This is a genomic window from Cupriavidus sp. USMAA2-4, from assembly GCF_001854305.1.
GTDB classification, from domain to species: domain Bacteria; phylum Pseudomonadota; class Gammaproteobacteria; order Burkholderiales; family Burkholderiaceae; genus Cupriavidus; species Cupriavidus malaysiensis.
Window position 1 is genome coordinate 1,372,404 of sequence record NZ_CP017748.1, and the last position, 13,757, is coordinate 1,386,160.

The 13,757-nt window shown below is 67.9% G+C and carries 12 protein-coding genes; 9 read left to right on the top strand and 3 right to left on the bottom strand.

Annotated features, from left to right (window positions below):
* The first annotated feature begins 1 nt into the window (after position 1).
* The 9 genes from BKK79_RS06115 (at position 2) to BKK79_RS06155 (ending at position 10,606) form a co-directional block, all read left to right on the top strand.
* The gene (locus BKK79_RS06115) at positions 2 to 1,450 is read left to right on the top strand and encodes an ATP-binding protein (protein ID WP_071037325.1); all 1,449 of its coding nucleotides are present in this window, start codon (positions 2 to 4) and stop codon (positions 1,448 to 1,450) included.
* 41 nt (positions 1,451 to 1,491) lie between these two features.
* Positions 1,492 to 2,331, top strand: a complete 840-nt coding sequence (cpaB, locus tag BKK79_RS06120; RefSeq protein ID WP_071037326.1) for a Flp pilus assembly protein CpaB — start codon at positions 1,492 to 1,494, stop codon at positions 2,329 to 2,331.
* A 123-nt stretch (positions 2,332 to 2,454) separates the two neighbouring features.
* Positions 2,455 to 4,416 (top strand): type II and III secretion system protein family protein, encoded by a 1,962-nt coding sequence (locus BKK79_RS06125; RefSeq protein WP_084084513.1) that lies wholly within the window; start codon positions 2,455 to 2,457, stop codon positions 4,414 to 4,416.
* Between the two features lie 4 nt (positions 4,417 to 4,420).
* Complete coding sequence (locus BKK79_RS06130; RefSeq protein ID WP_071037327.1) at positions 4,421 to 4,771, top strand: hypothetical protein; 351 nt, start codon at positions 4,421 to 4,423, stop codon at positions 4,769 to 4,771.
* A gap of 39 nt (positions 4,772 to 4,810) precedes the next feature.
* Positions 4,811 to 6,019, top strand: a complete 1,209-nt coding sequence (locus tag BKK79_RS06135) for an AAA family ATPase (protein ID WP_071037328.1) — start codon at positions 4,811 to 4,813, stop codon at positions 6,017 to 6,019.
* A gap of 107 nt (positions 6,020 to 6,126) precedes the next feature.
* On the top strand, positions 6,127 to 7,488 hold the full coding sequence (locus tag BKK79_RS06140; RefSeq protein WP_083383987.1) for a CpaF family protein: 1,362 nt from the start codon (positions 6,127 to 6,129) through the stop codon (positions 7,486 to 7,488).
* Between the two features lie 66 nt (positions 7,489 to 7,554).
* On the top strand, positions 7,555 to 8,532 hold the full coding sequence (locus BKK79_RS06145) for a type II secretion system F family protein (protein ID WP_071037329.1): 978 nt from the start codon (positions 7,555 to 7,557) through the stop codon (positions 8,530 to 8,532).
* Between the two features lie 109 nt (positions 8,533 to 8,641).
* Positions 8,642 to 9,598, top strand: a complete 957-nt coding sequence (locus BKK79_RS06150; protein ID WP_071037330.1) for a type II secretion system F family protein — start codon at positions 8,642 to 8,644, stop codon at positions 9,596 to 9,598.
* Between the two features lie 219 nt (positions 9,599 to 9,817).
* Complete coding sequence (locus tag BKK79_RS06155; RefSeq protein WP_071011545.1) at positions 9,818 to 10,606, top strand: metallophosphoesterase; 789 nt, start codon at positions 9,818 to 9,820, stop codon at positions 10,604 to 10,606.
* A gap of 137 nt (positions 10,607 to 10,743) precedes the next feature.
* On the opposite strand, the gene BKK79_RS06160 is transcribed toward BKK79_RS06155, so the two are convergent.
* From BKK79_RS06160 to BKK79_RS06170, 3 genes are read right to left on the bottom strand one after another with little or no spacing between them, the layout of a single operon-like run.
* Positions 10,744 to 11,190 carry a TadE/TadG family type IV pilus assembly protein gene (locus BKK79_RS06160; protein ID WP_071011543.1) on the bottom strand — a complete coding sequence of 149 codons (447 nt, stop codon included), beginning with the start codon at positions 11,188 to 11,190 and terminating at the stop codon, positions 10,744 to 10,746.
* A complete protein-coding gene (locus BKK79_RS06165) occupies positions 11,183 to 11,677 on the bottom strand; it encodes a TadE/TadG family type IV pilus assembly protein (RefSeq protein WP_071011541.1) in 495 nt (164 codons plus the stop codon). Before BKK79_RS06165 ends, BKK79_RS06160 begins: the two co-directional genes overlap by 8 nt.
* An 8-nt stretch (positions 11,678 to 11,685) precedes the next feature.
* Positions 11,686 to 12,927, bottom strand: a complete 1,242-nt coding sequence (locus BKK79_RS06170; protein WP_071037331.1) for a pilus assembly protein TadG-related protein — start codon at positions 12,925 to 12,927, stop codon at positions 11,686 to 11,688.
* Positions 12,928 to 13,757 lie beyond the last annotated feature (830 nt).

Below are 13,757 nucleotides of genomic sequence, written 5' to 3' on the forward strand. Positions count from 1 at the left end.
CATGCGCCTCGGCAACACCCTCACGATGCCCGAGCGGCAAACGCCGGCATCCCCGCTGCCCCACGACACCAGCGCCGGCTTCGCTTCCCGGCATGCCTGGGAGATCGCGCCGCGCAGCGTGGCCGACACCGGCCTCGAAATGCCCTTGTTGACCGGCCTGCTGCTCAAGGCCGCGCATCGGCAACGCACGGCGATGCTCGCGCAGCTGGTGGACGTGCTCAAGCTGCCCGTCACCGTGGTCCAGGAAGTGGCGGCCTTCGCCGTGCGCGAACGCCAGCTGGAAGTCGCCCATCGCGGCGACAGCGACATCGATGTGCGCTACCACCTCACCGATGCCGGCTATCAACGCGCCAGCGAACTGACTGCACGCTGCAGCTACGTCGGCGCTGCACCGGTCACGCTGCAGGCCTACTGCGCGGCGGTGCGCCAGCATACGATCGCGCGCGTCACAGTGACCGAGGCCGAACTCCACGCCGCGCTCGGCAGCCTGGTGATCCCTCCCGGCACCCTGGACGGCATCGGCATCGCCCTCAACAGCAGCCGCCCGCTGATGCTGTTCGGCCCTGCCGGCAGCGGCAAGACCTTCCTGGCGCAACGGCTCTGCAAACTCCTGCCCGGCCATATTCCGGTGCCGCATGCCATCACCATCGCCGGGGAAATCATCCAGGTCTTCGATCCGCTGGTGCACGCTCCGGTGGGCGACGACGAACTCGAAACGTCACGCTCGCGCGACCGCCGCTGGGTCGACTGCCACCGCCCGGCCGTACTATCCGGCGGCGAGCTGACGCTGGAGATGCTGGAGCTGCGCTACGAGCCCGCCTCCGGCTTCTACCAGGCGCCGCCGCACTGGAAAGCCAACAACGGCATCTACATCGTCGACGACCTCGGCCGGCAGCGTGTCGCCGTGACAGACCTGCTCAATCGCTGGATCGTGCCCCTCGACCGCGGCGTGGACACGTATGCGCTGCGCAGCGGCCTGCGCTTCTCCGTGCCGTTCGACGTCTGGCCGGTGTTCTCGTCCAACCTCGATCCCCACAAGCTGGCCGACGATGCCTTCCTGCGCCGGCTGGGCAGCAAGATCTACGTCGGTGCACTCGACCCGCAGGCGTATCGGCGCGTGTTCCGGCAAGCGGCCGACGAAGCCGGCCTGGACAGCAGCGATGCGGAGCTGACCTTCCTGATCGAGGCACTGCACGGCGCCAGCGGCGTGCCGCTGCTCGCCTGCATTCCCGGCGACCTGCTGCAGCTCATCGGCTCTGCCAACCGGTACCACGGCCTGGCACCGCGCGTGGAAAAGGAAGCCCTGCGGAACGCCTGGCGGCTGTACTTCGGCGCCCACGTCGAGGCAGGCGGAGACCTGCAGGCCAGGCCGGAGATGGATTGGGGGATGCCCGCGCGCGTTCGGGCAGACGCCGCAACAACCGATGAACCAGACGCGGCATCCCGCTGACACCAAGGACAGGGTCATCGACTACCGTAGGGAGGTGCAACATGAAGAACGCTCGTGCCATTCTGATGCTGATCGTGGCGCTCGGTGCCGGCATCGCCGCCGTGGTCTCGGCGTCGCGCTGGCTGATACAGCAGGGCTCCGGCTCGACGCGGCAGGTGATCGTCGCCAATGCCGACATCGACCTGGGGCAACCGCTCGGCCCCGAGCAGTTGCGCGTGGTCAGCTGGCCGATCTCCAGCGTGCCGGCCGGCTCCTTCGAAGACACCCGGGAACTGAGCGGCCGCGTGGTCCGCACCAGCCTGCAGCGCGGCGAGCCGATCCTCGAGGCCAAGCTTTCGCCGCAAGGCACCAAGGGCGGCCTGTCGGCGGTGATCGCCGCAGGCAAGCGTGCCATCACGGTGCGGGTCAACGACGTGGTCGGCGTGGCGGGCTTCGCGCTGCCCGGCAACCTCGTCGACGTGATCGTCAACACCAGCGAAGACACCAAGAGCCAGAACCCGAACGGCGCCAGCATCTCGAAGATCGTGCTGGAAAAGATCCTGGTGCTGGCGGTCGCCCAGCAGGTCAGCCGCGACGATACGCAGCCGAAGGTGGTCAATGCCGTCACCCTGGAAGTCACGCCCGAGCAGGCCGAGAAGCTGGACGTGGCGCGCAGTGTCGGCACGCTCTCGCTGGTCCTGCGCAACCAGGTGGACGTCGCCGCGACCAGCACGGACGGCGCCACCAAGTTGACGCTGCTCGGCGCCGCACCGGTGGTCGCGCCGCCGAAGGTGATCACCGTCAGCGCGCCGCGTGCCCCTGCACGCCCGCGCCCGCCCGCACCGCGCGGCGACTGCATCGGCGTCCTCGCCGGCATGCAAGGCAGCCAGGAGTGCTTCTGAATCTGAATCTGATTCTGATTCTTTTGGACCTGCGTCGGGCGGCGCCTGCGCCAGCCCGACGCCAGCCGAGGGTATCCGCGTGACCAGTCGGGTGCCAGCTAGCGATCCCGGGGGAGGGAAGACATGAGAACCAAGCAGAACGAAAACAATGCGCCCGCTGGCACCCGTGTGCTGGTGGCGGGCGTCGTCAGCCTGGCACTGGGCGCTCCAAGCCTGGCCACGGCACAGAGCGCTGCCGAAGGCGCGATCATCGGCAGGTCGACCGCGCCGGCCCAGCCGGCGCAGTCGGCTCCGGGCCGCCCCGCCGGCGGGCCCATGCAGATGACCATCAGCATGAATACGGCGCCGCCGGCGACGCCGGTGGCGCCGGAAGGGCGCGGACCGAACTGCACGGGCGCGCTGCGCAATGAGAGCACCGTGGTCGTCTCGGTCGGCAAGTCATCGCTGATTCCACTGCCGGAAGCGGTCAAGAACCGCACGCTGGGCAATCCTGCCATCGTGCAGGCGACCATGGTGTCGCCGCAGACGCTCTATGTGCTCGGACGCAGCGTGGGCACCACCAACATGATCGTGCAAGGCCGCAGCGGCACCTGCAGCGTGATCAATGTGGTGGTCAACGTCGACGCGGCCGGCCTGCAGAACTCGCTGACGCAGCTGATGCCCGGCGAGAGCAAGATCCGCGTGACCACCGCGGCCGACAACCTGGTGCTGACCGGCTCGGTCTCCAACGCACAGGCGGCGCAGCAGGCCATGGAGATCGCCCGCGTCTATGCCAGCGCCGCCCAGGCAGAAGGCGACAAGAAGACCGGCGGCGTGCTGAACATGCTGGCGGTGGATACGCCGCAGCAGGTGATGCTGGAGGTCAAGGTCGCCGAGGTCTCGAAGACCCTGCTCAACCAGATGGGTGCCCAATTGAACCTGCAAGGCGGCTTCGGTACCTGGAGCGGCGGGCTGGCCAGCGCCCTGCTGTCCGGCGCGGCCTCGGCCATCTTCGCCAGCAAGGCGAACCACAGGCCGTTCCAGGTCGAGGTCGACGCGCAGAAGAACGACACCCTGGTCAAGATCCTGGCCGAACCCAACCTGGTCACCTTGAGCGGCCAGGAGGCAAGCTTCCTCGCCGGCGGCAAGATCTTCATCCCGGTCGTGCAGAGCAATACCGGCACCAGCGCCACGATCTCGCTGCAGGAAGAGGAGTTCGGCGTCGGGCTGAAGTTCACGCCCACGGTGATGAGCAACGGCCGGATCAATCTCAAGGTCTCGCCCGAGGTCTCCGAGCTGTCGCCCACCGGCGCTACGGTCAGCGCCACGGTGCAGAGCGGCTCGAACGCCCAGACGGTACTGCCGCTGATCACCACGCGGCGGGCCACGACCACCGTGCAGATGCGCGATGGCGAGACGTTCGCCATCGGCGGACTGCTGCAGGACAACGCGCGCGGCGCCATCCAGGCCATTCCGGGCGTCGGCGAAGTCCCGGTGCTGGGTGCCCTGTTCCGCAGCACCTCCTACCAGCGGGACATGACCGAGCTGGTCTTCGTCATCACGCCCCACCTGGTGCAGCCGATGCAGACCGCGTCCATCCCGCTGCCGACGGACAGCTTCACCCGTACCAACGAGCTGCAGGTGCTGATGATGGGCAATATGGAGGGCTCGCCCAAGCGCAACAACAGCGGCAACGGCGGCAATGGACAGTCCCCGTCGCCGATGCCCCAGGCTCCGGCCCCGAGCGCACCGGCCACGCCGGCCGCACCGTCCGCCCCCACCGTGCCGGCGCCGGGCGCCTCCTCCTCGCGCGAGCCCGAAGCCGCCCCGCCGCTGACGCAGCTGCCCCCGCCGGCCACACCCGTGCCGCGGCCGGAACTCAGCGCGATACCGCAAGGCAAGCCGCTCGACGAGCCCGTCGTGGCCGGCACCGCGACGTCGCCCAAGCCGGAAGCTGCCGCACCGCTGCTCCAGATGCCGCCGCCGGCCACGCCCGAGGCGCAGCCGGAACTCAGCGCGATGCCGGAAGGCAAGCCGCTCGACGAGCCCATCGTGACCGGCGCCGCCGCGCAGCCGAGCCAAGCCGACAAGTCCCAAGTGGAGTGATGCCATGACCCAACCGACCAAGACCATGCGGACTCTCCGCCGGCTGGCGCTGCTCGCCCTGTGCAGCCCCCTGCTGAGCGCCTGCGTCACCACCACGCCGATCTGGGACAAGCAGTTCGGCCAGGCGCTCAGCGCCGTCAACCGTGCCCAGATGGTCAACCCCGATGGCCCGGCCGACCAGCCGCCGTTGAGCGGCGTCGACGGCAAGGCCGCCGTGACCGCGATGAACAATTACGACCGCTCGCTGATCCGGATGACGCCGGCCGGAGGCGCCTACGGTTCGGGCGCCGCCACGGGCGTCGGCATGGGTACCGGCTACGGCGACGCCAGCATGATGGGCTCCGGCAGCCGCTAGTGGCCGCAGGCAGTCGATGCTGACCAAGGAGAAGATGTCATGCTCAAGATCCTGATCGTTTCGGAATCGGCCGAGCGTCTGGGCGAGCTCGCGCGCGTCACCAGCACGAGCGGGAACTATCTGCCCATGCGCCTGCAGGATGCCGCGTCCAAGCTGCCCTCGCATGGCACCCAGATGCGCAGCGCCGATGTCCTGGTGCTGGATCAGGCGAGCGGCGACAGCTCACACCTGCGCGCGCTGGAGTCGGTACGGCAGCAGTATCCCGGCCTGCCCTGCATCCTGGTCAGCGACGACCGCCCCCCCGACCTGCTGATCCGCGCACTGCGCGCCGGCGTCAGCGACGTGCTCGGCTGGCCCCTCGACCGGGCCCAGCTCGCCGAGGCCCTGCAGCGGCTGGAGGCCAACCGTGTCGCGGCGGCGAGGAACGAGGCCCGTGTCATCTCGCTGGTGTCGGGCAAGGGCGGTGCCGGCGCCAGCTTCCTCGCCGGCAACCTCGGCTACGTCCTCAGCGCGCTGGAGCACAAGCGCGTCCTGCTGATCGACCTGAACCTCCAGTTCGGCGACACGCATTTCCTCGTCACCGACAAGGTACCGCCGGCGACCCTGGCGGATGTCTGCGCGCAGATCGACCGCCTCGACGATGCCTTCTTCGAAGCCTGCCTCATCCACGTCTCGCCGAGCTTCGACATCCTGGCCGGCGCCAGCGACCCGGTCAAGGCAGGCGACATCCGCAAGGACCGCGTCGAATACGTGCTCTCGCTGGCCGCGGCCAGCTACGACTTCGTGCTGATCGACGCCGGCCAGGACATCAATCCTGTCTCGGTGGCGGCGCTGGACCTGAGCGACCAGATCCTGCTGGTCACGCAGCCCGGCATTGCCTACGCCCGTACCGGGCGCCGCATGCTGGAAGTCCTGGAGGGGCTGCACTACGGCCCGGAGAAGCTCCTGCTTCTGGTCAATCGCCAGGGCAAGGCGGACGGCCTGCGGCGCGACACGCTCGAAGGCATCTTCGGCACCAAGACGCTGCTGACCCTGCCGGACGATCCGGCCGCGGTCGACGACGCCATCAGCCATGGCGTCCCCGCCGTGCAGCAACAGAAGCGCAGCGCGATCGCCAAGGCCCTCACCGCGCTCGGGCACAACCTGGTGGTGGAGCGCGGCAGCGCGCCGAGTGCCAGCGGGGAGCGCGTCTCGGCGCTGGGCCGCTTCTTCCTGCGCTCCAAGACGTCGGCACCGAACACGGCCTGAAGCCTGAAGCCCGAAGCCTGAGGACTGAAGCCCCGGGCCCGAGGCCCGCATCCTGACGCGACCAATGCCTGGCGGCCGGCACCGGCAGCCGATACACGGAGTCCATCATGTCGATTCGCGAACACCTGTCTCTTACCGAGGTCGTCCCCGTGCCGACCCTGCGCACGGAACCCCAGTCGGACAAGGTCCACCAGGCCGCCTATCTCCCGCTCAAGAAGACGGTCCATGAAGCTGTGCTCGACAACATCGATCTCGAACGGCTGGCGCGTTTCCCGGCGGACCAGATCCGCCACGAGATCAACACCCTGGTCAACCGCATCGTCGACGAGCAGCGGCTGCTGATGAACGATGCCGAACGCCGCCAGCTGAGCGCCGACATCTACGACGAGATGTTCGGCTTCGGTCCGCTGGAGCCGCTGCTGCACGACCCGACGGTGTCCGACATCCTGGTCAATACCGCCAAGCAGACCTACGTCGAGCGGCGCGGCAAGCTCGAACTGACCGATACGGTGTTCTACGACGATGCCCACCTGATGAAGGTGATCGAGAAGATCGTGTCGCGCGTGGGCCGGCGCATCGACGAGACCAGCCCCATGGTCGATGCCCGCCTGCCGGACGGCTCCCGGGTCAACGCCATCATCCCGCCCTCTGCCATCGACGGTCCGCTGCTCTCGATCCGGCGCTTCTCGGTCAACCCGCTGCAGGTCGAGGACCTCGTCAGCCTCAAGAGCCTGACGCCACCGATGGCACAACTGCTGCAGGCGCTGGCGAAGGCGAAGGTCAACGTGATGGTGTCCGGCGGCACCGGCAGCGGCAAGACCACCTTGCTCAATGTCCTGTCGGGTTTCATTCCCGAAGACGAACGCGTGGTCACCATCGAAGACGCGGCGGAACTCCAGATGCGCCAGCCCCATGTGCTGCGCCTGGAAACGCGCCCGCCCAACATCGAGGGCAAGGGTGAGATCTCCCAGCGTGCCCTGGTGCGCAACGCGCTGCGGATGCGGCCCGACCGCATCATCCTGGGCGAGGTGCGCGGCGGCGAGGCGCTGGACATGCTCAACGCCATGAACACCGGCCACGAAGGCTCGCTGACGACCATCCACGCCAATACGCCGCGCGATGCGCTGACCCGGCTGGAGAACATGGTCAACATGGCCGGGGTCAGCCTGCCCGCCAAGACAATACGCCAGCAGATCGCCTCGGCCATCACGGTGGTGGTCCAGGCCTCGCGCCTGACCGACGGCCGGCGCAAGATCGTCAGCATCCAGGAGATCACCGGGATGGAGGGGGACATGATCAATATGCAGGAGATCTTCACCTTCCAGCGCACCGGCATCGCCCAGGACGGCACGGTCAAGGGCCACTTCCGCGCCACCGGCGTCTACCCCAAGTTCGCCGAGCGCCTGCGCGTCTTCGGCGTCGGACTGCCCGACGAGGCCTACGACCCGGCCCGGCGCATGGAGGTCTGACGACGTGCCGGGCGGTGCTCCTGCCGCACCGGCCCTGGCCCGACTCCCTTCACGAGGAAGAGCAAAATGGACTTCGCCTTCTATGTCTTCGTCATCCTCCTGTTCATCGCCGTGGTGCTGTGTATCGAAGGCGGCTACCTGTGGTGGAACAGCTATCACGGCGCCTCGGCCAAGCGGATCGACTCGCGCATCCGCGCCCTCTCCGCGGGCGGCCAGGTGGGGGAGGAGACCCTTTCCATCCTGAAGAAGCGGCTGCTGAGCGAATCGCCGCGCATGCAGCGCTGGCTGATGAGCCTGCCGCGCGTGACCCTGCTGGACCGCTGGCTGCAACAGTCGGGCAGCAACTGGTCGATCGGGCAACTGCTCGGCTACAGCCTGTCGGTGGCGCTGCTGGCCCTCGCCGCCGGCCCCTGGCTGCCCGTTCCCGCCCTGGTGGTGGTGGTGGGCGCCCTGCTGCTCGGCGCCCTGCCGCTGCTGCACGTCTCCTCGCTGCGGCGCAAGCGCCTGAAGCGGCTCGAGGAGCAGTTGCCCGATGCCGTCGACATGATCAGCCGTGCGCTGCGCGCAGGACACGCCTTCGCCGGTGCGCTGAGCATGGTCGGGCAGGAACTGAACGCGCCGATGGGCCCCGAATTCCGCACCACGTTCGAGGAAATCAACTACGGCGTGTCGCTGGAAGATGCCCTGACCAACCTGGCCATGCGCGTCCCGGTCAACGACCTGCGCTACTTCGTGACTGCCGTGCTGGTGCAGCGCGAAAGCGGCGGCAACCTGGCGGAGATCCTCGACACCATCGGCAACCTCGTGCGCGATCGCCTCAAGCTCTACGGCAAGATCCGCGTGCTGTCGGCCGAGGGCCGGCTGTCCGCGTGGATCCTGGGGCTGCTGCCCTTCGTCACGGCGGGGCTCATCCTGGTGTTGAATCCGGGGTTCATGAAGGTGTTGTGGGAAGACCCCATCGGCGTGAAAACGCTGTGGGTCGCCCTGGGCATGATGATCTCGGGCGTATTCTGGATGCGCAAGATCATCCGCATCCACGTCTAGCCCGCGCCAGATGCGCCAGATGCGCCAGACAGGCCCGACGCGGGCCGGCGCGGGCTGACGGGAAGGCAGACTCAAGAAAATGAAGCAAGCCATTGGGGGGAAAGCCATCATGCAAGGCATCTATTCCGAGCAGGGTCTCGTGCTGGCCCTGATATTCATCGCCGCGTTCGGCGCCGCTTTCGGCCTGCTGCAGTTGTTCGCGCCCGGCCGCCCGCGCGGCCGGATCGAGCAGATCGCCAACCCCGGAGGCAGCAGCGACGACACAGGCAATGCCTGGATCGAGCAGCTCGCCCGCCTGGCCCGTCCCGTGTCACAGCTCTCGCTGCCGGCCGAGGGATGGGAAAAGTCCAAGCTGCGGCTGACGTTCATGAACGCAGGCTGGCGGCGCGCCTCGGCGGCCCCGCTCTACTTCGCCGCCAAGACCTTCCTTGCGCTGGCGCTGCCGCTGATCGCGCTGGTGCTCGTGAGCGGGCATCCGCTGGCGCAGAACAAGAACGCGATGCTCACCCTCGTCGCCCTGACGGGCGCCATCGGGTACTACCTGCCGAATATCGTCCTTTCGCGCAAGGCAGCAAAGCGCAAGCAAGCCGTGTTCGAGGAGTTCCCGGATGTGATCGACCTGCTGACGGTCTGCGTCGAGGCCGGCCTGGGCCTCGACGCCGCGCTGCTGCGCGTCACCCAGGAGCTTGCCCTGCGCTGCCCCGTCCTGGCCGAGGAACTGGAACTGATGCTGCTCGAACTGCGCTCCGGCTTTTCCAAGGAGAAGGCGCTGACCAACCTCGCCCTGCGCACCGGCGTGGAGGACGTCGACAAGTTCGCCTCGATGCTGATCCAGGCGGACCGCTTCGGCACCGGCCTGGCCGAATCGCTGCGCGTGCTGTCCGACATGCTGCGCACCAAGCGCAGGATGCTGGCGGAGGAAAAGGCGGCCAAGATCGCCCTCAAGCTGCTCTTCCCGCTGATCTTCCTCATCTTCCCCACCTTGATGCTGGTCCTGCTCGGGCCGGCGTTCATCCAGATCTATAGGGTACTGCTGCCGACCATGAGCGGGCATACGGGCGGTTGACCGGACCCGTACCCGCCAGCGACGGCGTTGGCCCCCGGGCTGCCAACCGGCATTCGATGCCGGGGCGGTGGTCCATTTCCCGGCTTCGTGCCGGGTTTTCTCGTTGCGGCACCGGCCGGCCGCCCGGCGGGCCTGCGCGCGCCCCCTTGACCGATGCCGGCGATTTCTGAAGAATTCCCGCAGACCGTGGTCGCGGCGAACGCGCCGCAAGGAGACCCCATGAAGCTGCGCATCCTCAGCGACCTCCATCTCGAGCATCACACCCCCGCCTCGGTGCCGGCCTGCGAAGCCGACCTCGTGATTCTCGCCGGTGACATCGCCAATGGCCGCGCCGGCGTCGACTGGGCGGCGCGAAGCTTCGCCGGCCCGGTCGTCTACGTGCCGGGCAACCATGAATACTACGAGGGCACTTTCGGCGTGGTCGAGGCGCAGCTGGCCGCCGCGGGCAGCCAGCACGAGCGCGTCCACGTGCTGAACCACAGGTCGATCACCCTGGCTCCGGCGGGCGAGGCACCGGTCCGCATCATCGGCGCCACGTGGTGGACCGACTACGAACTGTTCGGCGTCGACCGGCGCGAGTCCTCGATGCAGGCCTGTGCCGGCGTGATGCTCGACCACCGGCTGATCGAAGTCGAAGATGCGGACGGCAGCCGGCGCACCTTTTCGCCGCAGGATGCGCTGGCCCGCCACCGGGCGGCATGCGCGTGGCTGGACGCCGAGTTGAGCGCGCCCTTCGACGGGCGCACCGTCGTGGTCACGCACCACGCCCCCGATCTCGGCAGCCTGGCGCCCCGCTTTTCACACGACCTGGTGTCCGGCGGCTTCATCTCGCGCCGGCCGGACCTGGTGGCCCGCGCCGACCTGTGGGTGCATGGCCATACCCATACGAGCTTCGACTACCGGCTCGAGCACAGCCGCGTGGTGTGCAATCCCCGTGGCTATATCGGACGCAAGACAGGAACGCCCGAGAACCCTCAGTTCGACTGGTGCTACACGGTGGAGATCTGAGGCGCCTTGAGGCACCCCCGGCACCCCGGCACCCCGGCACCCCGGCACCCCGGCAGCCTGCAGGTGCCGGGGTGCTGCTGCGAAGGGAAATGGAAAGGCGGGAGCGGCGGCGCGGGACAGAGGCAGGACAGCGCAGCCTAGGAACAGACCGAGCTGCTGCCCGCATCCTGCCCCATGATCTCGCGCGGCAGGTAGGTGGAGAAGCCCGGCACATTCAGCGTCATGAAGCCGCTCGACTGCAGCGGTGAGATCGTGGTCAGGCTGACGCCCGACACGCTGACCGACACGCCGGCGCAGCTGCTGGCATCGCAGGTCGTACTGACCGCACCACTGCCGTCGTACCACTGCACGGACACATTGGACGTGGTCAGGCTCGGCACGATGAGCTGCATCCGTGCCAGCACGGATGCCGAACCCTGCCCGCAGACCACGGCCTGCCGCGCCCCCCAGCGGGTGGCTTCCGCCACCGCGTTCCATGTGTACAGGACACGGCCGAATTCGAGGATGCCCAGCACCACGCTGAAGAAGATGAGCGACACCAGGGCGAATTCGACCGCGGTCGCACCCCGTTGATGGCTATTCATAGGATTGCCTCATCGTGACCGAGATACTGCCGAACGACAGCGATGTGATCGAGCTCGTTCCCTTGGTGTAGAAACGGGTGAAGGCAAGCATGTCGAGCACCGGACTGAAGGTATAGCCGCTGATCGTCACGGTCACCGTATTGATGGCCGGATTGGTGCCCTGGAAGATGTTCGACGTGCAGGCGACGTTCGACGCGTCGCAGATCGACACCATGCTTGTCGTCAGTCCCGGCACCAGCGGCGCCGGCGATCCGCTGACGACCGGCACGCCATAGACCGCGAGGTTGGTGGCGGTGGTCGCCGCGGAGCTGCTGCCCGCGGCCTGCGTGCTCAGGTAGCGCGCGGCATCGCGCGCCGCCTTGGTCAGGGTGTTGTAGGTATAGATGGCTCGGCCGAACTCCGTGATCGCGAAGGCGATGGCCAGGAGCAGGCACATCGTGAAGCCAAGCTCCACGGCCGCCACGCCTCGTTGTCGCTTCTTGTTCATCGCACCTCCTACTGCACCAGGACCGGCACCAGGGGGCCTGCGCTGCCGCCGGCAAGGCCGGAAGCCGTACACGGGCTGTTCGTTGCGCTGGCATTGCCGCGGAATTCGAACTGGATCGTGACAGTCGGTCCGCTGACGGGCTGCAGCATCAGCATGCAGGCGAAATCGACAATCTTGCTGGCCGACACCACCGGCACCAGCACCAGCCGCCGGCTCATGCCATACGTTGCCAGCTGGCCGGTGTTTCCGTTGGTGGCGAGGGTCTTGTACCCGCCCTTCATGCCCAGGCCGGTGATGTTGTCGCCGGTCTGGACGCTCGTTCCGGTGTTGGCGTAGTTGGCATAGGCCGCGCGCTTGGTGAGGAAGTTGGCGGCGGTCGGATCCGACCCGCTCGCCGGCGTCCCGTTGAAGGCATTCTGGGGCACGCTGTTGGTCCAGTTCAGCGATGTGTAGGCATAGCCGGTATAGTCCGGCCGCATCGTCGTGACGTCGCCGTTGTTCTTGTAGATGCCGAAGCGGGCATTCCACTGGTCGTCGACGGACACCTTGGCACCCGGCGTGCCCAGCGTATCGCCGACCTTGGAGCCGCAGTAACCTATGTCCATCTCGTTCTTGGTCTCGGAGGCACTGGTGGTCCCGTTGAGGTTGTACCAGCCCATCTCGCCCGGCGCCGCGGTCTTGCTGCCGTCATAGAGCACGTTGACCCACTCCCCGACCTGGAATCCATAGTTGGGGGCAGTGCCACCGGTCTTGGGGATCAAGCCGATGGGCACCGGACAAGCGCTCTGCGCATGCGAGCGTGTCGCCACGCCGACCGCGGCCACGCTGTTGCTCGACGGGCCGCCGACCATCTTGATCAGCAAGGCGACGATGCCGCTGGTGGTATGGCTGCACTTCGCGTAGGCCGCAGCGGTGGGCGAGAAGCCGGAACTGAACGAGCCGGTCAGCGAGTCGCTGAAGGTGATATCGGCACTCGTCAGCGACGCCGAGACACTCTGGAACTGGACGTTGTTGGCGTTGCCCGCGGTCAGCCCCGCACTCTGCGCGCGAGCCGTCGCGCTCGAGGTGCCGTCCAGTTCCTGCGCCGCGGCCAGGGCGCAGCTATCGACCGCCGACTGCAGCTCCGACTTCGCCACGAAGAGGCTGCCCAGGTCGATGACGAGGCCGGCCATCCCGATCAGCACGGCCAGCATCAGGCCGACCATCGGCAGCACCGCACCTCTTGCCTTCTTGTTCCAGTCGTTCCGCATATCACACCGACCGTTCAATAGAGGCCGCGCCGCCCGGTCGGCAGCGCCATGCCGTGTCTTGTCATCGAGGCCGGCGCCGCTGACGCCCTGCCCCGCCCTTACCGTCATTTGTAGACGTGCACCGCCAAATCGGAAACCGACCGAACGGATGATTCAGGCCTGAAACCGCTCGCGCCGCCAAGGCGGGCCCGCGGCCGTGTCGCCTGCGCGCGAAAGGGTGGCGATGGGGAAGCTCAACGGAAGCCGGGCGGAAGCCGAAGCGCCCATGCAACGATGCGCTGGGGCAGCCCCGCCGATCCGCGGAATGGTCGGAGGCGACCTCACATATCACGCTCACCTTGCCGGACCGGCAACACCTCGCAAGCGGAAGCGGCCGGCACGCAGCGGCCAGGCGCATCGCGCGGAATGGGCGCGGCGGCGGCCAGCGTTTCAGCACTGAATCGCCATCCTTTCCGCAGCACGTACCCCGCCTCCCTGCATGCGGCAGGTTGCCGCTCAAGCCCTGGGACCCGGCTCTGATCGCCTTTGCGACGGGCTTCTGCCGCCCGCGCCCGGACCGCGCCGCGCCTGCCTCCGGCCTGAGCGTTTCAACCTGGAAACGCTGGGCACCGGGCCAGGTTTCCTCCGGTGCGCACCGGTCGCGGCACGCCGCGAGCGGGATCCGGAAGCCGGGCCTGCGCGGCCCTGGCGTTGCAGGCCTGAAACGTTTTCCGTGGCGACAGCGCACTTTCGCGCACAACGCCGCCCCGCGCTCAGCCTCCAGGCTGGCTCCGGGTAGCCGGCAGGCGGGCTCCGGGGAAGTGGCACGCTCCCTGCATACGTCGTCGATC

What these genes read in the sequence shown, in the direction of transcription:
- BKK79_RS06115 (WP_071037325.1), top strand. Translation starts at nt 2, where the DNA reads ATGCGCCTCGGCAACACCCTCACGATGCCCGAGCGGCAAACGCCGGCA.
- cpaB (WP_071037326.1), top strand. Translation starts at nt 1,492, where the DNA reads ATGAAGAACGCTCGTGCCATTCTGATGCTGATCGTGGCGCTCGGTGCC.
- BKK79_RS06125 (WP_084084513.1), top strand. Translation starts at nt 2,455, where the DNA reads ATGAGAACCAAGCAGAACGAAAACAATGCGCCCGCTGGCACCCGTGTG.
- BKK79_RS06130 (WP_071037327.1), top strand. Translation starts at nt 4,421, where the DNA reads ATGACCCAACCGACCAAGACCATGCGGACTCTCCGCCGGCTGGCGCTG.
- BKK79_RS06135 (WP_071037328.1), top strand. Translation starts at nt 4,811, where the DNA reads ATGCTCAAGATCCTGATCGTTTCGGAATCGGCCGAGCGTCTGGGCGAG.
- BKK79_RS06140 (WP_083383987.1), top strand. Translation starts at nt 6,127, where the DNA reads ATGTCGATTCGCGAACACCTGTCTCTTACCGAGGTCGTCCCCGTGCCG.
- BKK79_RS06145 (WP_071037329.1), top strand. Translation starts at nt 7,555, where the DNA reads ATGGACTTCGCCTTCTATGTCTTCGTCATCCTCCTGTTCATCGCCGTG.
- BKK79_RS06150 (WP_071037330.1), top strand. Translation starts at nt 8,642, where the DNA reads ATGCAAGGCATCTATTCCGAGCAGGGTCTCGTGCTGGCCCTGATATTC.
- BKK79_RS06155 (WP_071011545.1), top strand. Translation starts at nt 9,818, where the DNA reads ATGAAGCTGCGCATCCTCAGCGACCTCCATCTCGAGCATCACACCCCC.
- BKK79_RS06160 (WP_071011543.1), bottom strand. Translation starts at nt 11,190, where the DNA reads ATGAATAGCCATCAACGGGGTGCGACCGCGGTCGAATTCGCCCTGGTG.
- BKK79_RS06165 (WP_071011541.1), bottom strand. Translation starts at nt 11,677, where the DNA reads ATGAACAAGAAGCGACAACGAGGCGTGGCGGCCGTGGAGCTTGGCTTC.
- BKK79_RS06170 (WP_071037331.1), bottom strand. Translation starts at nt 12,927, where the DNA reads ATGCGGAACGACTGGAACAAGAAGGCAAGAGGTGCGGTGCTGCCGATG.